We start from the raw sequence: 21400 nt of genomic DNA, 5'->3' as shown, positions 1-21400 counted from the left end.
TTGATATCTTTTATATACATTTTAAGCTTAAAAAGGGAATATACGTTCTGTTTTTATGGTAAAATAAAGAAGACTTAACCGCCCACTGCAGCAGCTAAGTCCCTTTGAGAGCATCTTGCATCGTGACAAATGATTCAAAGCGGTTTTGCCAGGATTATTTCTTCAATCGCTGACTCAATCTCTTTGTCAGAAGCGTCATAACTTCCTTTTGACTTTGGCTTGTCATGAGAGGAAGTTTGATTCACTTCTTCTTTAGCATGTCCTTTTTCAGTAAAATTCATGCTAGGCATTTTAAATGCACTCATATTCATGTATTTTCCAAACTTCCACGCTTCAACAATAGGGCAGAAGCGAACAATTCCCTCTGCAACTTTCATTGCACCAATCCATAGAAAAATGTTAGACCAAGTGCACCATGGCTTGCGTACAAGTTTAGTTGCACTACATCCGAAGAGGACAAGCCCAAGTGTAATTCGAATTAGAGCGTTTATTGTCCCGATGTTTTGCTTCATTAGAAAAACACTCCTTTTTATGAAAATTGAAATAGTAAATACTACTTCTCTTATTAGTATCCCGTGTGATTTTGGGGATATGTAATCCAACATTTGACGTTGAAAAAGATGTTGGAATGGGCGTGTGTGTCAGTAGCTTTTTTTGTTATAATGAAAGAATGCATAAAAAGAAGATGAAATTAAATCATTCTTTTTGAAAAATATTTAAAAAACAAGATGAAAACTAACTGTTATTTTAAACAGAACTATAGATATAACTAGAGAAAAGGAAGGGTGTTTTCATGTACGATATTTCCGGATGGAAACATGTATTTAAGCTTGATCCAAATAAGGAGTTAAGCGATGAACATTTAGAAATGATTTGTGAGTCTGGAACTGATGCGGTTATTGTAGGCGGAAGTGATGGGGTTACAATTGATAACGTATTACACATGCTAGTTAGCATTCGTAGATATGCTGTTCCTTGTGTATTAGAGGTCTCTGATGTAGAAGCAATTACACCAGGATTTGATTTTTATTACATCCCAAGTGTGTTAAATAGCCGAAAAGTAGAATGGGTAACAGGTGTTCATCATGAGGCATTGAAAGAATTTGGGGATATTATGGACTGGGACGAAATTTTTATGGAAGGGTATTGTGTTTTAAATCCAGAAGCGAAAGTAGCCCAGCTTACAGATGCGAAATGTGATTTAACAGAAGATGACGTTATTGCATATGCTCGTTTAGCAGACAAGTTATTACATTTACCGATATTTTATTTAGAATATAGCGGTACGTATGGAGAAGTTGAACTTGTTAAAAATGTAAAAGCAGAATTGAAACAAGCTAAGTTATACTATGGCGGCGGTATTTCTAATGCAGAACAGGCGAAAGAAATGGCACAATATGCTGATACAGTAGTTGTTGGAAATATTATTTATGATGATATAAAATCGGCGTTAAAAACAGTTAAAGCAGTAAAAGGAGAGTAGGTGCAGGCGTATATGAGTATGACAGATAAGTTATTAAACGGTTTAAATCCACAGCAACAAAAAGCGGTACAAACAACGAATGGACCACTTCTATTAATGGCAGGTGCAGGTAGTGGTAAAACACGTGTGTTAACACACCGTATTGCGTATTTGCTTGGTGAAAAAGGTGTAGCACCATGGAATGTATTAGCTATTACCTTCACAAATAAAGCAGCTCGTGAAATGCGCGAGCGTATTGATACACTTGTGGGACCAGAAGCAGAAGATATTTGGATTTCGACGTTCCACTCTATGTGTGTACGTATTTTACGACGTGATATCGATCGTATTGGCATTAATCGTAACTTTACAATCTTAGATTCAGGTGATCAGTTAACGGTAGTCAAAAAAATTATGAAAGAGCGCAATATTGATCCGAAGAAATTTGAGCCGCGCTCTATTTTAGCGGGTATTAGTAATGCGAAAAATGAACTGTTATCTGCGGATAAGTATGCAAAAAAAATTACAATGGCTGATCCATATGAAAAATTAACGAGCGATGTATACACAGAGTATCAAAAACGTCTTTTGAAAAATAATTCATTAGACTTTGATGATTTAATTATGACGACGATTCAGCTATTTGAACGTGTTCCAGAAGTATTGGAGTTTTATCAGCGTAAGTTCCAATATATTCACGTTGATGAGTATCAAGATACGAATAAAGCGCAATATCTTCTTGTTAAACATTTGGCAGCGCGTTTTAAAAATCTTTGCGTTGTAGGTGACTCTGACCAGTCTATTTATCGCTGGCGTGGTGCAGATATTTCTAACATTTTGTCATTCGAAAAAGATTATGAGAATGCACAAGTAATTTTGTTAGAACAAAACTATCGTTCGTCACAAAATATTTTAAATGCAGCGAATGCTGTTATTGAAAAAAATACGAATCGTAAACCGAAGAAATTATGGACGGACAATCAAGTTGGGAGCAAAATTTCGTATTATCGTGCTGCAACTGAAAAGGACGAAGCGTATTTTGTTGCGAAAAAAATTCGTGACGATCTTCAAATGGGGAAACGAAAATACACTGATTTTGCAGTACTATATCGTACGAATGCTCAGTCTCGTATGGTCGAGGAGATTTTCCTTAAATCTAACATCCCGTACAAAATTGTCGGGGGTACGAAGTTCTACGACCGTAAAGAGATTAAAGATATTTTGGCGTACTTACGTTTAATCGGTAATCCAGATGATGAAATTAGTTTTGCACGTATTATTAACATGCCAAAGCGTGGTATTGGTGCGACTTCTATTGATAAAATTATTAATTATGGTGTGCAAAACGGAATTTCATTAACTGCTGTATTTGATGAGATTGAGCATGTTGGAGTAAGTGCAAAAATTACAAAGGCAGTAAAAGAATTCGCAAGTTTATTACACAACTGGGTAAATATGCAAGAGTATTTATCTGTTACAGAATTAGTAGAAGAAGTTATTGAAAAAACAGGCTATCGCGATATGTTGAAAAATGAGCGTTCTTTAGAAGCGGAAGGTCGTTTAGAAAACTTAGACGAGTTCTTATCTGTTACGCAAACATTTGAATCTCAAAGCGAAGATAAGAGTCTTGTTGCATTCTTAACAGATTTAGCACTTGTTGCTGATATTGATCGTGTAGATGAAGACCCAACTGCTGGTGAAGAAGTTATCTTAATGACGATGCACTCAGCGAAAGGATTAGAGTTCCCGGTTGTCTTTATTGTTGGTTTAGAGGAAGGGATATTCCCTCATACTCGTTCTCTTATGGAAGAGGATGAAATGCAAGAAGAACGTCGTCTTGCTTATGTAGGTATTACTCGTGCAGAAGAAGAGCTATATTTATCTAATGCGCAAATGCGTACTTTATTTGGTAGAACAAGTATGAACGCTGCGTCTCGCTTCATTACAGAAATCCCGACAGAACTAGTGGAATCATTAAATGAAACAGCGCCGAAGCGTGAAAATTCGTTTGGTGCAAAAGGCAGAACAGCAAGTAGCAGTAAAATGACAACCACAACACGCTCTCGTTCAGCTTTCGCGCGTCCTGCAGCTAAGACGACAGGCGGTGAGCAAATTGGCTGGGCAGTAGGCGATAAAGCTTCCCACCAAAAATGGGGAATCGGTACAGTTGTAAGTGTAAAAGGTGAAGGTGATGCAAAAGAATTAGATATTGCGTTCCCAAGCCCGATTGGTGTTAAACGTTTGTTAGCAAAATTTGCACCTGTGACGAAACAATAGAAAGGAATGAGGATATGTCAAAAGAGATAGCAAAAAAACGTATAGAAGAACTGCGTGATTTGTTAAATACATTTAATTATCAATATCACGTATTAGACAATCCTTCTGTTTCTGATGCGGAATATGACCGTAATATGCAGGAGCTTATAAAATTAGAAGCAGAGAACCCAGAGTTTATGAGTGAGGATTCTCCCTCCGTTCGCGTTGGGGGAACTATTCTTGATATATTCGAAAAAGTAACACATAAGTCACCAATGTTAAGTTTAGGAAATGCATTTAACGAAGGAGATTTACGTGATTTCGACAGAAGAGTACGTCAAGGAATTGATGATGCGAATGTAAGATATATATGTGAATTAAAAATTGACGGGCTTGCCGTTTCGCTTCATTATGAAAAAGGACGCTTCATTCAAGGGGCGACACGTGGTGATGGTGTAACGGGTGAAGATATTACTCAAAATTTAAAAACGATTAAAGCTATCCCACTTCGTTTAAATGAAGAAGTAACGTTAGAAGCACGAGGCGAAGCTTATATGCCGAAGCGTTCATTTGTTAAACTAAATGAAGAAAAAGAGCAAAATGGAGAAGATGTATTTGCGAATCCGCGTAATGCGGCAGCAGGCTCAATACGTCAACTTGATCCGAAAATTGCAGCGAAGCGTAACTTATCTATGTTTGTGTACGGTCTTGCGAATGTAGAAGAAAAAACAATTCCATCGCACAGTGAATCGCTTGATTTCCTAGGTGAACTCGGATTTAAGACAAATCCAAATCGCCGTACATGTGAAACAATCGAAGAGGTTATAGCTTATGTAGAAGAATGGCAAGAAAAACGTCCGCATCTTGATTATGAGATTGATGGAATCGTTATAAAAGTAGATGATGTTGCTCTTCAAGAAAGTCTAGGAACTACAGCGAAGAGTCCAAGATGGGCGATTGCTTATAAATTCCCGGCTGAAGAAGTTGTAACGAGATTAACAGGCATTGAATTAAGTGTTGGCCGAACAGGGGTTGTAACACCGACTGCAGAGCTAGAGCCAGTGAGAGTTGCTGGTACGATCGTTCGTCGTGCTTCTTTACATAACGAAGATTTAATTCGTGAAAAAGACATTCGAATTGGTGACTACGTTGTTGTGAAGAAGGCTGGAGATATTATTCCTGAAGTTGTGAACGTTATTTTTGATAAGCGTACTGGTGAAGAAGAAGAATACCGCATGCCAACGCATTGCCCAGCATGTGAGAGTGAACTTGTTCGTTTAGAAGAAGAAGTAGCACTTCGATGTATAAATCCAACTTGTCCAGCTCAAATTCGCGAAGGATTAATTCATTTCGTTTCAAGAAATGCAATGAATATTGATGGGCTTGGAGAACGTGTCATTACACAACTTTTTGATGCAGATTATATTCGTACATTTGCTGATTTATATGCATTAACGAAAGAGCAGTTATTACAGTTAGAACGTTTTGGTGAAAAATCAGCAACAAACTTAATACAAGCAATTGAAAATTCTAAAGAAAACTCGTTAGAGCGATTATTATTTGGTCTTGGAATTCGACACGTTGGAGCGAAAGCAGCACGTACATTTGCAGAGCACTTTGAAACGATGGATGAGCTTGTAAAAGCAACAGAAGAAGAACTAAAAGCAATTAATGAAATTGGCGAAAAAATGGCTCAATCTGTTGTGACATATTTTGATAATGAAGATGTATTAGAGTTATTACAGCAGTTTAAAGAGTATGGCGTGAATATGACATACAAAGGTATAAAAATTGCAGATTTACAAAATGTTGAATCTTACTTCGCAGGAAAAACGGTTGTTTTAACAGGTAAGCTAGAAGTTATGGGACGAAGTGAAGCGAAGAAGAAGATTGAGGCATTAGGTGGAAAAGTAACAGGAAGTGTTAGTAAGAGTACAGATTTGGTTGTTGCAGGTGAATCGGCTGGTTCGAAATTAGCACAAGCGGAGAAACATAATGTTGAGGTTTGGAATGAAGAGAGGTTCTTACAAGAGCTAAATAAGTAAGAGGTGCAAACTTACCATGAAAAAAATAGCATTAGCGGTATTAAGCCTTGGCCTACTTGTAAGTGGGTGTAGTGCAGGTGCCGACAAAGATGAAAAAGTGTCTGAGAAATCGGGGAAAGCAAAAGAACAATCAGTTGTCCCAAAATACGCTATGTCGGATGAATATTATAAGACGACTATTCCATTTTATGGTGGAAAGGCACGTGGTTTAGTCGTGCAAGGAGTAAATAATCGTCTTGATATAGATGAATTTGAAACAGGATTAATGCGTATTGCGAAGGAATCATTTAGTACGAAAGATCATTTCTTTAAAGGCGGAGATACTCTAGAGGCTCAATATGTACAAATGCTTGTTAAAAGAAAGCGTACAAATGCTGAACAGAAAGAACTAGAAGATACATTAAAAAAAGATGCAGTTAAATTTCCAAACATAGGATTAAATCCAGCTTTAGGTGAAGGATCCGAAATACTAGAAGAAAAAAACAAAAAAAATCCAATATATATTTCCAATATTTTAGAGCATGATTATTATGTGAAAAACGGCGACAAAGATGAGCGTAGCGGCATTGTAGTTGGATTAGCAATGAATTCAGTGCATTATTATAATGAAGAACATGGTTACCCACGTGAAGCTACAATCTCGAATGAAAAAATGTTAGCTGAAGGGAAAAAAATGGCGCAAGAAGTCTTGAAGTTTATGCATCAAAAAGATCCTGAAACAAAAAACCTTCCGATAACATTTGCAATTTATCGTCAGGCTCCGAAGGCGTCACTTGTGCCAGGTAATTTTGTTTCTTATGCAAATGTTGAAAAAGGTAGTGAAACGGTTGAAGATTGGAAACAAATTAATGAAAAATATTATTTGTTCCCATCAGAGCAAGCGAAAACAGATAATAAACGTGAAGATCTTGCAAGAGTATCCAACTTTAAGGCAAAACTAAGCGATTATTTCCAAGGCGACTATACAGCTGTTATTGGTACGGGTATGTATAGAGATGATGAATTAAGAGAAATGAAGCTTGATATTCCTGTCCAATTTAATGGAAAAGCTGAAATAGTTGGTTTTACACAATATGTGGCAGGGCTTGTTATGGAATACTTCCCGAATTATATGAAAGTACAAGTAACGATTAAATCTGTAGAACGCCCAGAAGCCATTATTATACGTGAAGCAAAACAAGATGAACCACTTGTGAAAATTTTAGATTAAATATGAAGGCTGTTCCTCTAAGGAACAGCTTTTTTTCTTATGCAATTTTGTTATAATTTAAAATGTTGTAAATAATAGGGGTAAGGGGTAAAGCTCATGGAAGAATTAAGTTTTCAAGTCATTATTTTATTAATTGCATTCGGTTTTTTAGCAGCTTTTATTGATTCGGTTGTTGGAGGAGGAGGGTTAATTTCGCTTCCGGCGCTTATGTTTGTTGGCTTATCGCCAGCTTCGGCAATTGCAACGAATAAATTAGCGGCAACGATGGGGACGTTTACGAGTGCGATGTATTTCATTCGATCAGGAAAAGTTGATTTTAAAATTGTAGGAAAGTTAATCCCGTTAACTATTGTTGGAGCTGTTGCAGGCGCTTTAGTAGTAAAATTTATTCCATCGGATATTTTACGCCCATTAGTACTTGTAATGTTGGTATTTATTGCTATTTATATTATTGCAAAAAAGAATTGGGGAAGTGTGTCTACCTATAAGAAGATGACGCAAAGAAAAACATTAATATTTTTCTTTGCTATTTTAATGATAGGATTTTATGATGGATTTTTTGGACCAGGGACAGGGTCGTTTTTAATTTTTGCATTTTTATTAATTGGCTTGGATTTTATTCAAGCGGCAGCATCTGGAAAACTTTTGAACTTTGTTAGTAATATTGTATCTTTAATTACTTTTTTATTTTTAGACATAATTCATTTTGAATACGGTATTATCATGGGATTATCAATGATCTTAGGTGCTTATTTTGGATCGAAGTTTGCGGTTCAAAAAGGTGTTGGATATGTAAGAACTTTATTTTTATTAGTTACTATATTATTGATCGGGAAAAATGTTTTGGAATATACTCATATTTTGTAGATTCATACGCATGTATGAATCTCTTTTTTTATTATATTTTAAAAATTTATTAATTTTTAAAATATAAGTCTAGGAATATTTGAATAAATCTAAATTATCGTGTAGAATAATGTTGTAAAATGTAAACGTTTTTCTAAGGGGAGGCTAAAAAAAATGGTAGTAGCATACAAACATGAGCCATTTACAGATTTTTCAGTGGAGGCTAACAAATTAGCGTTTGAAGAAGGTTTAAAGAAAGTAGAATCTTATCTTGGACAAGACTATCCATTAATTATTGGGGGAGAAAAAATCACTACAGAAGACAAAATTGTTTCTGTAAACCCTGCAAATAAAGAGGAACTTGTTGGTCGTGTTTCAAAAGCAAGCCGTGAGTTAGCTGAAAAAGCAATGCAAGTAGCGGATGAAACATTCCAAACTTGGAGAAAATCAAAGCCAGAAATGCGTGCAGACATTTTATTCCGTGCTGCAGCAATCGTTCGTCGCAGAAAACATGAATTCTCTGCTATTCTTGTAAAAGAAGCAGGTAAGCCATGGAATGAGGCAGATGCTGATACAGCAGAAGCAATCGACTTTATGGAATATTATGGTCGTCAAATGTTAAAATTAAAAGACGGTATTCCAGTAGAAAGCCGTCCAATTGAATATAATCGTTTCTCTTACATTCCATTAGGAGTAGGTGTTATCATTTCTCCTTGGAACTTCCCATTCGCAATTATGGCAGGTATGACAACAGCTGCTTTAGTTTCTGGTAACACAGTATTACTAAAACCAGCTAGTACAACTCCTGTAGTAGCAGCGAAATTTATGGAAGTATTAGAAGAAGCTGGCTTACCAGCTGGCGTAGTAAACTTCGTTCCAGGTAACGGTTCTGAAGTTGGTGACTACTTAGTAGATCATCCTCGTACACGTTTCGTAAGCTTCACGGGATCTCGTGATGTAGGTATCCGTATCTATGAGCGTGCAGCGAAAGTAAACCCAGGACAAATTTGGTTAAAACGTGTTATCGCTGAAATGGGCGGTAAAGATACAATCGTTGTTGATAAAGAAGCAGATCTTGAATTAGCAGCTAAGTCTATCGTTGCATCAGCATTCGGATTCTCAGGACAAAAATGTTCTGCATGTTCTCGTGCAGTAATCCATGAAGATGTATACGATCACGTATTAAATCGTGCTGTTGAATTAACGAAAGAATTAACAGTTGCTAACCCAGCAGTATTAGGTACAAACATGGGTCCTGTTAATGACCAAGCTGCATTTGATAAAGTAATGAGCTATGTTGCAATTGGTAAAGAAGAAGGTAGAATCTTAGCAGGTGGCGAAGGAGACGATTCTAAAGGCTGGTTCATCCAACCAACAATCGTTGCTGACGTTGCAGAAGATGCTCGCTTAATGAAAGAAGAAATCTTCGGACCAGTAGTAGCATTCTGTAAAGCGAAAGACTTCGATCATGCACTTGCAATTGCAAACAATACGGAATACGGTTTAACAGGTGCTGTTATTACTAACAACCGTGACCATATTGAAAAAGCACGCGAAGACTTCCACGTTGGTAACTTATACTTCAACCGTGGATGTACTGGTGCAATCGTAGGTTACCAACCATTCGGTGGCTTTAACATGTCTGGTACAGACTCTAAAGCTGGTGGACCTGATTACTTAGCACTTCACATGCAAGCAAAAACTACTTCTGAAACTTTATAAGAAATAGTAGAGGAGCTCTTCACAGAATGTGAAGAGCTCCTTTTAAAATTGAAATCCTATATATTACCATCGTTCGAAGGGAATGAGCTAAAACCTATTAATAGCGTGATAAACATGTGAACAGAAATAAAATGATGAGAAAAGTTGACTTATTAGTCATATTTTTTAGTATTCATTTTGAGAATTTCCTGTATAATACAATTTGAAAGAAAATCTATGGTTCGACAAGGAACACTCCTTTCAGTTTTGCTCACTGAAAGGAGTGTTTTTTTATGTAGCTAAAAATTCTTGCGTGCTTATTACATTTGCATATACGCCATTTAAACTAGCTAAAATTGTATTGTGAATATAAACAGCTGGTATAGTAGCGTTCTTAAAAGAAAGGTCTTTTGTAGCACAAGCGTCATGTATAACGGTACATTGAAAGCCAAAATCGAATGCAGCCCTTACTGTTGCATCGATACACATATGAGTCATCATCCCGCATACAACGACATGTTCAATATTTAAACGTTTTAATTGCTCTAGAAGATTAGTTTCTCGGAAGCTATTTGGATAATGTTTGACTATAACTGTTTCTTCTCTAAGTGGACGTACGCTTTCATGAATATGTACACCTTCTGTATTAGGTAGGAAAAAAGTAGCGTCATCTTTTATAGCTACGTGTTGGATATGAAAAATAGGTTCGCTGTTTGTTCTAAAGTGTTGTAATAACTGATTAGTATATTCGCTTGCTTCTACTGGATTACGCAATTCCATCTTTCCATTTGGAAAATAATCGTTTTGAATATCGACGAGTAAAAGAGCTGTTTTCATATATTTATCTTCCTCCGAGTTTCATATTCAAATAAATTTATTCAATTTGTAGAGAGGATTCTCCTGTTTAAAAATATGAGGAAGAAGAATTTTAAATAACCTTGAAAGTTACTATTTTTCAGATGAATATTCATCTGAAAATTTTAATAAAGGAATAATTAATATTTTTCTGAAAAATGTATTGACTCTTATTATTCTGAGTTCTATAATGAGAATTAATTAAACGACAATTAAATCGATACATTCTTATCCAGAGAGGTGGAGGGACTGGCCCTACGATACCTCAGCAACGGGTTTTTTAATACCGTGCTAACTCCAGCAAGCCATATAAAGGCTTGGAAGATGAGAAGATGTGAACGAGTACATATAAGTGCTCTCCTTCTTATCTTTATGGTTGATAAGAAGGAGGGCACTTTTTATTTTACCTCGAAAGCTCTACTTTAAGTTTTTACAGCATATAGGAGGGGGAAAAATGATTTCTTTTAACAATGTAAGTAAAGTGTATGAATCAGCTGGGCAATTTGTTCATGCGGTGGAGGATGTAACATTATCAGTTGAGAAAGGCGAAATTTTTGGCATTATCGGTTTTAGTGGAGCTGGAAAGAGTACATTATTACGCTTAGTAAATATGTTAGAGAGACCGACGGCAGGAACGATTTCAATAGATGATAAAGATATTACATCATTATCGACGAAAGAATTACGCAAACTAAGACAAAGAATCGGAATGATTTTTCAAAGCTTTAATTTATTTAATTCAAGAACAGTGTTTGGGAATATTGCTTATCCATTAAAGTTAGCGAAATTGCCAAAGAACGAGATAAAGGAACGAGTGAATGAACTGCTGAGGTTTGTAGGGTTAGAAGATAAAGCAAACTATTATCCAGAACAGCTATCAGGGGGACAAAAGCAGCGTGTTGGTATTGCTAGAGCACTTGCGACATCGCCAGATATTCTTATATGTGATGAGGCAACATCAGCCTTAGATCCAGAAACGACGACAGAAATTCTAAACTTATTAAAGAAAGTAAATCGAGAATACAATTTAACAATTCTTCTTATTACACATGAAATGCATGTTGTGAAAGAAATTTGTCACCGTGTAGCTGTAATGGAGAAGGGAAAAGTTATTGAAGAAGGAAAACTGTTTGATGTTTTCACGCAACCAAAAACAAAGACGACTCAAAACTTTGTACGTTCTGTTATTAATGATCATTTACCAGAAAGTGTTCTAGCGAAAATTCAAAATGGTGGTCAAATTTATCGTCTAACATTTACTGGTGAGGAGACAGGACAGCCGGTACTATCATATATCGCAAAAAACTATAACGTTGATGTAAATGTACTGTACGGAAATATTATTGAACTTCAAAATGTGCTATTTGGAAATCTGCTTGTAGAATTGCAAGGTGAGCAGAGGGAAATTCAAAAAGCATTACAACATCTAAGACTGCAAGTGCAGCTGAAGGAGGTAGAAGCTCATGCGAGTTGATTGGAGTATATTTTGGCCGCGCATACTAGATGCGACGGGAGATACCCTCTTAATGGTAATTGTAACACTTATATTCGCTACAATTCTGGGTATACCTCTAGGTTTACTTTTATATGTAACGAGAAAAGGAAACTTTTTAGAAAATAAATGGGTCTTTTCTATTCTTAACATCATAATTAATACAATTCGTCCGGTACCATTCATTATCTTTTTAGTAGCTTTAAGCCCACTAACAAGAAGCGTTATTGGAACGACGATTGGAACAGCAGCGGCAATTTTCCCGATGACGTTAGTCGCATCAATTGGTATTGCTAGAATGGTTGAAACAAATCTTGTTTCCGTTCCGAAAGGAGTAATTGAAGCAGCGCAAGCAATGGGCGCCTCGCCAATTAGAATCGTTTTTGAAATCCTTGTACCAGAAGCGTTAGCACCATTAATCTTAGGTGTCACGTTTATGACAGTTGGTTTAATTGAATTTTCTGCAGTTGCTGGGCTTGTCGGTGGTGGCGGTCTTGGTGACTTGGCAATGACATATGGTTATCAACGTTTTGATACATCGGTTATGTTCGTAACGGTTGTTTTACTTATTATTCTCGTACAGATAGCTCAAAATTTAGGAAACTACTTTGCGAAAGTCTTGTTACGCAGATCATAAAAAGGAAGAGAGGAAAAGAAAATGAAGAAAATTTTAGCATTTGCATTATCAGCGATTGTAGGAATCTCAGCATTAAGCGGCTGCTCAAGTGGAGACACGGGTGCAGGAGCGAAAGAAAAAGTAGTTCGCGTCGGTGTAACTGGAACGGATGGAGACGCTTGGGAAATTTTGAAGAAAAAAGCTGAAAAAGAAGGGATTAAAGTTAAACTGATTGAGTTCTCTGATTACACAACGCCAAATAAAGCGTTAGCTGATGGAGATATTGAATTAAACTCATTCCAGCATATTGCTTTCTTAGAGCAATTTAAAAAAGAGCATAAGTTAGATATTACAGCTGTTGGTACAACGCAAATTGCACCAATGGGTTTATACTCTGAAAAATATAAGAAAGCAAATGAAATCCCAGATGGTTCAGAAATTGCAATTCCAAACGATCCAACGAACCAAGCACGTGCATTAAAACTTCTTGATGCAGCTGGATTATTAAAGCTTAAAAAAGATTTTGGCTTATTTGGAGATCCAAGCGGCATTGCTGAAAATCCGAAGAAATTAAAAATCACGCCGGTTATCGCACAGCAAACACCTCGTGTATTAAAAGATGTAGCAGCTTCAGTTATTAATAACGGTGTTGCTGGTCAAGCTGGATTAGATCCAGCGAAGGATCCTATTTTCTTAGAAGATCCAAAGAATGAAAATGCGAAGCCTTATATTAATATTTTCGCAGCTCGTACGAAAGATAAAGATGATCCAACACTGAAAAAAGTAATTGAATTATATCATTCAAAAGAAGTAACAGATGCAATTAAGAAAGAAACAAATGATGGTTCAATTTCAGTTGACCTTTCACTTGAGGAGCTTGAAAAAATCGTAAAATAATGATTGGGTTTAATGGACTAACAGAAGGAACCCCTCCGCTGTTAGTTCGTTCAACATATAATCTACTTAACAAACGAACCCTAATTCTGTACCTTCCAATTTTGTATAACGTAGAATCCAATGTTTGTTAAGTAGAGTAATGGACCAGGAGTTTTCCTGGTCTTTTTTTATGAATGAAAGTAGATAGCGAACAGTAAGGTAATCCAAATTATAATGGGATAAGAAAATAAGCTGAAAAGGAGTGTAATTACGAATTGCTTTTGATGAATTAAGTGTTTTTTTGATAAAAAAAAGAAAATAGAAAAGAGAGTAATGAAAAATGCTGATATTACGCCGGGGTTATAGGAGCGATAAATGAAAAACAAAATAATATGTTGAACAGAGTTAAAGAAGATGGCCCCTTGTATAAAAATAATCCAGCATATAGAAGACAAGAAGTTAAGTTGATATAGAAAGACGATAAGTAATACAAAGATTGTTAATACGGAAATGGCAATGAAGAATTGTTGGCTAGTTATAATACGGATTGAAAATTGATTAGCAAGATATTGTGGCATTTGGAAAGCTTCTTCAAGGTTATGAATGAAAAATAATAAGGGAATGATCCAGAGTATAGTAGTGGAATGCTTTTTCATCAACTTACATCACTCCAATAAAGTATAGAAAGCCTAAAAAAGGCCCTCTATACAGAGATAGTTATTCAATTATGATATTTTTTAAATTAACATCATGATGCTCTCGTTCTTTCGGATAAGCAGCTAGTTCCTCTTGTAAAATATTTAATATTTGCTTAGCTGATTGCTGGATTGGATTAGGTAGCTCTTCTAATATATGCATCCCGACTTTTACTTTTGTACGAATTACCCTTCGTAGTAATTCCTCATGCATGTACTACACCTCCAAAGCGAATATTTAGTACATCTTCTTCAAATTTTGCTCCTTGAATAGAAAGGTGTGTTAATGTTTTGGGTAACGTGATGTTCCGTTTAACAGAACCGGCTCGAATAATAAGTTCATCACCTTTTTGATTTAATGAAAGTTCACTTTTATTTGAGAAGGGAATAGAAAGAATGAAAATATAATCATCGCCATCTTTTTTTACATATTGTGTGCGGCCGTTAAATTTCACTTCAGTAGGACAATGATCAGTTTTAAATAAAGCATCTCCTACACGCTCTAACATAGGTAAACCAACAACTTCTTGTTCAAACATTGGAGCTTTGTAAATAGGAAGCGGCTGAAAACTATCTTGAATTAATGTTTTATATTTTTTTTGAGTATCTTTCCATGCTTGAAAATAAGGATCGGTGACAGTGTTAGGGATGACGCGGTTAATCATAATGGCATCTACGTTATAATCGTATAAATTTAAATAAGTAAAGCTACGCTGAGCTTCTTTAATGACCATTTTTTCGGGATTTACAACGATGCGGATACTTGTTATTTCTCGGTTTGATAAAATATCTCTCATTTCTCCGAGCTGTTCAAGTGTATTCGTTAATTCGTCCATAATATCATCGGTTGGAAGAGGAACACCAAGAAGTGGTTGAGCTACAGGGCGAACAACTTTTAAAACTTTTCTTTTAATAGGAAAGAGTTTTTCCATCCACCAGCTGAGCATGTCTGGAAAGCTGAGCATTGCTAATGTTTCTCCTGTTGGAGCACAATCAATGATAATAACATCATATGTGTTTTGTTTATAATAATCGAGTACGCGAAGTAAGCTAATTAAATCTTCCATACCAGGAAACATCGTTAACTCTTCTGTTGTAATATCATCAGCTGCTTTGGAAGTGAAGAGTAGCGTAATATATTTCTGTAATTTCCCCCAGCCTTTTTCCATCTCATAAATCGTATTAATTTCTTGTGCCCACAAATTTTCACGAATTTCTAATGGCTCAGAAGATAGCTTTATACCAAATGAATCTCCTAAACTATGAGCAGGATCTGTACTCATTACTAATGTTTTTAATCCTTGTTTTGCGCTTTGAAGCGCTGTTGCTGCTGAAATGCTAGTTTTTCCTACGCCGCCTTTACCTGTATACAAAATAATTCTCATTATTCTATCCCCTTTGTTTCGAGTGTCGAATATTACGAGTATCGAAATAAAATATTGAATAAAAACCCAACTAGGGTTTTATTCAATCGGAATGTTTTTCATTTTAGGTGTAGAAACCTTTTCTTCTGTTTTTTGCTGTGACGTAGCGATGTGATTCATGATCTTTTGGAAGATTTGTAGTAAGAATGCTTTTTCTTCTTCTGATAATGCTTCTGTCACTAGGTTAAAGTAATGGGCTGCATTTTGTTTTACTTCTTGGACGAGCATTACGCCGTTTTCTGTTAAACGAATTAATACAATGCGTCGGTCGTTTTCATCACGGTACCTTTCAATATATCCCTTTTTTACGAGGCGATTTACAACACCTGTCGTTGTACTCATCGGTATATCAAGAAGGTCAGCAATTTTTGTCATTGTAATATCTGTATTTCGCTCCATCCAAAGTAAACAAAATACTTCTGTTTTAGAAAGTGTTAAATCTAGGCTTACCCATTCTTCAGGATAGAAAAGTTTCTTGGCGTTATCTAGCAGTAAGTCTAAAAAATGTTCATATTGCAACAATTAATTCCACTCCCGTATATTTCGAGGTTCGTAATATTTATTTTTATTTTATGTAGAATAGAAATAATTGTCAATGTTTTTAATTGATTTTTCAGATTAAAAAGAAAACTATCTTTAAAATAGTATTCTTTTATGATAGATTTATAAATATAAAACTAGAATTTACATAAAAATCCATCATGGTAAATATACTTATCTATAATGGGTATACAGCTAACGAGGGGGAGAACGATGAGAAGACGTAATACGCAAGCGTTCACATTTTTAGCATGGACTTCATTTGTTTGTGCGCTTTCAGGTATGCTAATTGGGATTTATACGTTAGATGAAACGCTTAGTGTAAAAGGATACTATTTAATTGGAACACTATTTTTAACGATGTCTTGTTTTGTGTTACAAAAAACAATTCGTGATAATGAAGAAGATAACGAGAGATTTCCGAAAAATAAACCGTTAGATAAAGAGTAAATTGTAAAGAAAGGCATTTGCCTTTCTTTTTTTATGTAAAAATGGCGTAAGTGCCGTGTGTTGACTTGCTTGAAGTACTGAAAATTTGGTATCATCAATAGTATTGTAGATTGAACGATATATTATGGAGGTGGCCTAGCCGTGTCAAGAATTTCCGTTGAGAATGTAAAGCACGTAGCACATTTAGCACGTCTTGCAATTACTGATCAAGAAGCTGAAAAATTTCAAAAACAACTAGATGCAATTGTTACATTTGCAGAACAGTTAAATGAATTAGATACAACAGATGTAAAACCAACAACTCATGTATTAACTATGAAAAATGTTATGCGTGAAGATGTACCAGAAAAAGGTTTACCAGTCGAAGAAGTATTAAAAAATGCACCGGATCACAAAGATAATCAAATCCGTGTTCCAGCAGTATTAGAATAGAGGAGGGGAATTTCGATGTCATTATTTGATCATTCAGTATCAGAGTTACATAAGAAATTAAACAACAAAGAAATTTCCGTTACGGATTTAGTAGAAGAATCTTACAAACGTATTGCGGATGTTGAAGATAACGTAAAAGCTTTTCTTACATTAGATGAAGAAAATGCACGCGCAAAAGCGAAAGAATTAGATGCAAAAATCGGCGCTGAAGATAATGGTTTATTATTCGGTATGCCGATTGGTGTAAAAGATAACATTGTAACTAACGGCCTTCGTACAACTTGTGCGAGTAAAATGTTAGCAAACTTCGATCCAATTTATGATGCGACAGTTGTGCAAAAGCTAAAAGCTGCTGACACGATTACAATCGGTAAATTAAACATGGACGAGTTTGCAATGGGTTCTTCAAATGAAAACTCAGGATTCTACGCTACGAAAAACCCATGGAACTTAGATTACGTTCCGGGCGGATCTAGTGGTGGTTCTGCAGCAGCTGTAGCAGCGGGAGAAGTACTATTCTCTCTAGGTTCTGATACGGGTGGTTCTATCCGTCAGCCGGCTGCATATTGCGGTGTTGTAGGTTTAAAACCAACTTACGGACGCGTATCTCGTTACGGATTAGTAGCATTCGCATCTTCACTTGACCAAATCGGACCGATTACACGTACAGTAGAAGACAATGCATACTTATTACAAGCTATTTCAGGTATTGACCGCATGGATGCAACTTCTGCAAATGTTGAAGTTGGAAACTATTTAGCTGGTTTAACAGGCGATGTTAAAGGTTTACGCATTGCTGTACCGAAAGAATACTTAGGCGAAGGTGTTGGCGAAGAAGCTCGTGAGTCAGTACTAGCTGCTTTAAAAGTATTAGAAGGTATGGGCGCAACTTGGGAGGAAGTATCTCTTCCGCACTCTAAATACGCTCTAGCAACGTATTACTTATTATCTTCTTCTGAAGCATCTGCTAACCTTTCACGCTTTGATGGCGTGCGTTACGGTGTTCGTTCTGATAATGTAAATAACTTATTAGATCTTTACAAAAACACACGTAGTGAAGGTTTCGGTGATGAAGTTAAACGTCGTATTATGCTTGGTACATTTGCCCTTAGCTCTGGTTACTATGATGCATATTACAAAAAAGCACAACAAGTACGTACATTAATTAAAAATGACTTTGAAAATGTATTTGCTAACTATGATGTTATTATTGGACCAACAACACCAACTCCGGCATTTAAAGTTGGAGAAAAAGTTGACGACCCAATGACAATGTATGCAAATGACATTTTAACAATCCCAGTAAACTTAGCGGGTGTTCCAGCGATTTCAGTTCCATGTGGATTCGGTGCTAACAACATGCCACTTGGTCTACAAATCATTGGTAAACACTTCGATGAAGCGACAATTTACCGCGTTGCACATGCGTTTGAGCAAGCAACAGACTATCATACAAAAAAAGCAAGTCTGTAAGGAGGCGAGCATAGATGAATTTAGAAACAATTATTGGTTTAGAGGTTCACGTTGAGTTAAAAACAAATTCGAAAATTTTCTCTGCGAGTCCAACAGAATTCGGAGCGGAGCCAAATACACAAACAAGTGTAATTGACTTAGGATACCCAGGGGTACTTCCTACTTTAAATAAAGAAGCAGTTAACTTTGCAATGAAAGCTGCAATGGCATTAAACTGTGAGATCGCAACGGAAACGAAGTTCGACCGTAAAAACTATTTCTATCCAGATAATCCGAAAGCTTACCAAATTTCTCAATTTGATAAGCCAATTGGTGAAAATGGTTGGATTGAAATCGAAGTAGACGGTAAAAAGAAACGTATCGGTATTACACGTCTTCATTTAGAAGAAGATGCTGGTAAATCAACGCATACAGCTGATGGTTCATTAGTAGACTACAACCGTCAAGGTATGCCTTTAATCGAGATCGTATCTGAGCCAGATATGCGTACGCCAGAAGAAGCATATGCATACTTAGAGAAGTTAAAATCAATCATTCAATATACTGGTGTATCTGATTGTAAGATGGAAGAAGGTTCTCTGCGTTGTGATGCGAACATTTCTCTTCGTCCAGTTGGACAAGAGAAGTTTGGTACAAAAGCGGAACTGAAAAACTTAAACTCATTCACTTACGTACAAAAAGGTCTTGAGCACGAGCAAGTGCGCCAAGAAAAAGAACTGTTATCTGGTGGTATCATCCAACAAGAAACACGTCGTTATGATGAAGCAACGAAGAAAACAATCTTAATGCGTGTGAAAGAAGGATCTGACGATTACCGTTACTTCCCTGAGCCAGACTTAGTTGAACTTTACATCGACGATGAGTGGAAAGAAGCAGTTCGAGCTTCTATTCCAGAACTTCCAGATGCGCGTAAAGCTCGCTACGTTGCAGAAATTGGCTTACCAGCTTATGATGCACACGTATTAACATTAACGAAAGAAATGTCTGATTTCTTTGAAGCGACTGTTGCAGACGGTGCTGATGCGAAATTAACATCGAACTGGTTAATGGGTGAAGTACTTGCATACTTAAACAAACAACAAAAAGAATTAAAAGACGTTGCATTAACGCCTGCTGGTTTATCTAAAATGGTTCAATTAATTGAAAAAGGTACAATTTCTTCTAAAATTGCGAAGAAAGTATTTAATGAATTAATCGAAAAAGGTGGAGACCCAGAAGAAATCGTTAAAGCGAAAGGTCTTGTTCAAATTTCTGACGAGGGTACACTTCGTAAAGTTGTAACAGAAATTCTTGATAATAATGGGCAATCTATCGAAGACTTTAAAAACGGTAAAGACCGTGCAATTGGGTTCTTAGTTGGTCAAATTATGAAAGCTACAAAAGGACAAGCAAATCCACCGCTTGTTAACAAAATCTTACTTGAAGAGATTAATAAGCGATAATAGTAGTGACTTTTAAAGATTAAGCAGAAAAACACCCGTACATGGGTGTTTTTCTAGGTTAATCAAACGTTTGTTTAAATGAGACAAAATCGTTTAAACAAACGTTTGATTAACTGTCAAAAGTGGAAAAATGTTTGTATAGCAACTATGGTATGATAGTTGCAAAAAGGTGGGAATAATGATAAATCTAAACATAGAGGTTTTTTTCATCTCATGAAATAATAGATAGTTATTATTCGTTATATGTAAATTTTTATGGAAGAATGGATAGAAATAAAGTGAAACTTTAATCAGTGGGAGGTTCATCCAAAGCTGATTATTAGCCCACACCAATCGGGCATTTACTGCCCACAAATAGCGGGATAAATTTTTTGGTCAAATAAAACAAAACCATTGAAATGAATATTTACTTTTGATGGACTACACGAATCGGGTTCTTACTGCCTGTTTGAGCGGGATAAAAGAAGGATAGCAAGATGAGAGGAGGTAGGCATGGGAATACTGAATAGAAGTTCGGTATGTTCTTTTTCGATGCATAAAGAAATTTCCTGTGCTAATAAATGATGAAGCGAGCAAGAATTATTTATAATCCTACTTCTGGGCGTGAGCTATTTAAGAAGAGCTTACCAGAAGTATTACAAAAATTAGAACAAGCTGGCTATGAGACATCTTGTCATGCGACAACGGGTCCTGGAGACGCTACTGTGGCGGCGAGGCAAGCTGCGGATCGTAAGTTTGATGTTGTTATTGCCGCTGGTGGCGACGGTACATTAAATGAAGTAGTAAACGGTTTAGTTGGACATGAATTCCACCCGAAATTTGGAATTATTCCAGTTGGAACGACAAATGACTTTGCACGTGCGATTGGTGTACCTCGTTCTATTGAAGAGGCAGCAGATATTATTTGCGAAGGAAAAACAGTGCCATTAGACCTCGGTAGAGCGAACGATACATATTTTATTAACATCGCTGGTGGCGGTCGTATTACAGAATTAACATACGAAGTACCGAGTAAGTTAAAGACAGTATTAGGACAACTTGCTTATTACCTAAAAGGTATCGAGATGTTACCATCATTGCATCCGACATATGTTGAAATTGAGTATGATGGAAAGTTACTACAAGAAGAAATTACGATGTTTTTAATTACGAATACTCGTTCAGTAGGTGGATTTGAAAAGGTAGCACCGTATGCATCTATTAACGATGGGTTATTTGACCTATTAGTACTGAAAAAAGGTTCTATCGCTGATTTAATTAAAGCAGCAACACAAGCACAACGTGGTGAACATATTAATAATCCAAAAGTGTTATATACACAAGCGAACCGAATTAAAGTACATTCACCAGATAAACTAATGATTAATTTAGATGGTGAGTATGGTGGAGATGCACCGATGGAATTCGAAAATATATATCATTGTTTAGAACTATTTGTTCCTGAACATCAAGAGGATGCCTTGTAAAGGCATCCTTTTTTACTTTGTTAAAATGAATTGTAAATTGGGAGTTAGTTTGATTTTTATGGTATTTTTACAATTCTTTTATTTTACATCCATATTTTATTGATACACTGGAGGAGATA

Annotated in this window: 19 protein-coding genes, 1 pseudogene and 1 riboswitch; of the genes and pseudogenes, 14 read left to right on the top strand and 6 right to left on the bottom strand. The window is 36.1% G+C overall.

Annotated elements, in window-relative coordinates; genetic code table 11:
• Positions 1 to 134 precede the first annotated feature (134 nt).
• Positions 135 to 512 (bottom strand): YgaP family membrane protein, encoded by a 378-nt coding sequence (locus tag N2V92_RS05790; protein WP_000812343.1) that lies wholly within the window; start codon positions 510 to 512, stop codon positions 135 to 137.
• A gap of 281 nt (positions 513 to 793) precedes the next feature.
• On the opposite strand from N2V92_RS05790, the gene N2V92_RS05785 reads away from it, so the two are divergent.
• The 6 genes from N2V92_RS05785 (at position 794) to pruA (ending at position 9541) form a co-directional block, all read left to right on the top strand.
• Positions 794 to 1483, top strand: coding sequence for a heptaprenylglyceryl phosphate synthase (locus N2V92_RS05785; RefSeq protein ID WP_000272084.1), 690 nt, complete (start codon positions 794 to 796; stop codon positions 1481 to 1483).
• Between the two features lie 12 nt (positions 1484 to 1495).
• Positions 1496 to 3739, top strand: coding sequence for a DNA helicase PcrA (gene pcrA, locus N2V92_RS05780; protein WP_002162946.1), 2244 nt, complete (start codon positions 1496 to 1498; stop codon positions 3737 to 3739).
• Between the two features lie 14 nt (positions 3740 to 3753).
• Positions 3754 to 5763 (top strand): NAD-dependent DNA ligase LigA, encoded by a 2010-nt coding sequence (gene ligA / locus N2V92_RS05775; RefSeq protein ID WP_000031434.1) that lies wholly within the window; start codon positions 3754 to 3756, stop codon positions 5761 to 5763.
• Between the two features lie 16 nt (positions 5764 to 5779).
• On the top strand, positions 5780 to 6973 hold the full coding sequence (locus N2V92_RS05770) for a CamS family sex pheromone protein (RefSeq protein ID WP_000717037.1): 1194 nt from the start codon (positions 5780 to 5782) through the stop codon (positions 6971 to 6973).
• A 96-nt stretch (positions 6974 to 7069) separates the two neighbouring features.
• Positions 7070 to 7840: a TSUP family transporter gene (locus N2V92_RS05765; RefSeq protein WP_000391975.1), complete on the top strand. Its 771-nt coding sequence runs from the start codon at positions 7070 to 7072 to the stop codon at positions 7838 to 7840.
• A 153-nt stretch (positions 7841 to 7993) separates the two neighbouring features.
• Positions 7994 to 9541 carry an L-glutamate gamma-semialdehyde dehydrogenase gene (gene pruA, locus N2V92_RS05760; protein ID WP_000259555.1) on the top strand — a complete coding sequence of 516 codons (1548 nt, stop codon included), beginning with the start codon at positions 7994 to 7996 and terminating at the stop codon, positions 9539 to 9541.
• Between the two features lie 250 nt (positions 9542 to 9791).
• Here the strand turns inward: pruA and N2V92_RS05755 are convergent.
• Positions 9792 to 10357 (bottom strand): annotated as a pseudogene (locus tag N2V92_RS05755) (cysteine hydrolase family protein).
• A 243-nt stretch (positions 10358 to 10600) separates the two neighbouring features.
• Positions 10601 to 10706, top strand: a riboswitch (SAM riboswitch).
• A gap of 123 nt (positions 10707 to 10829) precedes the next feature.
• Here N2V92_RS05755 and N2V92_RS05750 point away from each other — a divergent pair.
• From N2V92_RS05750 to N2V92_RS05740, 3 genes are read left to right on the top strand one after another with little or no spacing between them, the layout of a single operon-like run.
• Positions 10830 to 11849 carry a methionine ABC transporter ATP-binding protein gene (locus N2V92_RS05750; RefSeq protein WP_000622964.1) on the top strand — a complete coding sequence of 340 codons (1020 nt, stop codon included), beginning with the start codon at positions 10830 to 10832 and terminating at the stop codon, positions 11847 to 11849.
• Positions 11839 to 12504, top strand: a complete 666-nt coding sequence (locus tag N2V92_RS05745) for a methionine ABC transporter permease (RefSeq protein ID WP_001261865.1) — start codon at positions 11839 to 11841, stop codon at positions 12502 to 12504. Before N2V92_RS05750 ends, N2V92_RS05745 begins: the two co-directional genes overlap by 11 nt.
• A 21-nt stretch (positions 12505 to 12525) precedes the next feature.
• A complete protein-coding gene (locus N2V92_RS05740) occupies positions 12526 to 13380 on the top strand; it encodes a MetQ/NlpA family ABC transporter substrate-binding protein (RefSeq protein WP_000721588.1) in 855 nt (284 codons plus the stop codon).
• Positions 13381 to 13547: 167 nt separating this feature from the next.
• Here N2V92_RS05740 and N2V92_RS05735 read toward each other — a convergent pair whose 3' ends face one another.
• The 4 genes from N2V92_RS05735 to N2V92_RS05720 all read right to left on the bottom strand — a co-directional run bounded on the left by N2V92_RS05735 (position 13548) and on the right by N2V92_RS05720 (position 16000).
• Positions 13548 to 14015 (bottom strand): HXXEE domain-containing protein, encoded by a 468-nt coding sequence (locus tag N2V92_RS05735; protein WP_002083648.1) that lies wholly within the window; start codon positions 14013 to 14015, stop codon positions 13548 to 13550.
• A gap of 61 nt (positions 14016 to 14076) precedes the next feature.
• Positions 14077 to 14268 carry a DUF3926 domain-containing protein gene (locus N2V92_RS05730; RefSeq protein ID WP_000544107.1) on the bottom strand — a complete coding sequence of 64 codons (192 nt, stop codon included), beginning with the start codon at positions 14266 to 14268 and terminating at the stop codon, positions 14077 to 14079.
• A complete protein-coding gene (locus N2V92_RS05725; protein WP_080117699.1) occupies positions 14261 to 15442 on the bottom strand; it encodes an ArsA family ATPase in 1182 nt (393 codons plus the stop codon). The genes N2V92_RS05730 and N2V92_RS05725 overlap by 8 nt, the downstream gene beginning before the upstream one ends.
• Positions 15443 to 15517: 75 nt before the next feature.
• Positions 15518 to 16000, bottom strand: coding sequence for a MarR family winged helix-turn-helix transcriptional regulator (locus N2V92_RS05720; protein WP_000942477.1), 483 nt, complete (start codon positions 15998 to 16000; stop codon positions 15518 to 15520).
• A gap of 231 nt (positions 16001 to 16231) precedes the next feature.
• Here N2V92_RS05720 and N2V92_RS05715 point away from each other — a divergent pair, with 231 nt between their 5' ends.
• The 5 genes from N2V92_RS05715 (at position 16232) to N2V92_RS05695 (ending at position 21281) form a co-directional block, all read left to right on the top strand.
• Positions 16232 to 16468, top strand: coding sequence for a YiaA/YiaB family inner membrane protein (locus N2V92_RS05715; RefSeq protein ID WP_001254393.1), 237 nt, complete (start codon positions 16232 to 16234; stop codon positions 16466 to 16468).
• 141 nt (positions 16469 to 16609) lie between these two features.
• Positions 16610 to 16900: an Asp-tRNA(Asn)/Glu-tRNA(Gln) amidotransferase subunit GatC gene (gatC, locus tag N2V92_RS05710; protein WP_000086999.1), complete on the top strand. Its 291-nt coding sequence runs from the start codon at positions 16610 to 16612 to the stop codon at positions 16898 to 16900.
• A 15-nt stretch (positions 16901 to 16915) separates the two neighbouring features.
• Positions 16916 to 18373 (top strand): Asp-tRNA(Asn)/Glu-tRNA(Gln) amidotransferase subunit GatA, encoded by a 1458-nt coding sequence (gene gatA / locus N2V92_RS05705; RefSeq protein WP_000051441.1) that lies wholly within the window; start codon positions 16916 to 16918, stop codon positions 18371 to 18373.
• A 14-nt stretch (positions 18374 to 18387) separates the two neighbouring features.
• The gene (gene gatB / locus N2V92_RS05700) at positions 18388 to 19815 is read left to right on the top strand and encodes an Asp-tRNA(Asn)/Glu-tRNA(Gln) amidotransferase subunit GatB (RefSeq protein ID WP_001047684.1); all 1428 of its coding nucleotides are present in this window, start codon (positions 18388 to 18390) and stop codon (positions 19813 to 19815) included.
• A 560-nt stretch (positions 19816 to 20375) separates the two neighbouring features.
• The gene (locus N2V92_RS05695; protein WP_016078570.1) at positions 20376 to 21281 is read left to right on the top strand and encodes a diacylglycerol kinase; all 906 of its coding nucleotides are present in this window, start codon (positions 20376 to 20378) and stop codon (positions 21279 to 21281) included.
• Positions 21282 to 21400: the final 119 nt, after the last annotated feature.

The sequence above is a fragment of the Bacillus sp. CH_48 genome, assembly GCF_038008465.1.
GTDB lineage: Bacteria > Bacillota > Bacilli > Bacillales > Bacillaceae_G > Bacillus_A > Bacillus_A thuringiensis_S.
The sequence above is the reverse complement of the archived record's forward strand: the minus strand, read 5'-3'. Positions and strand labels throughout refer to the sequence as shown.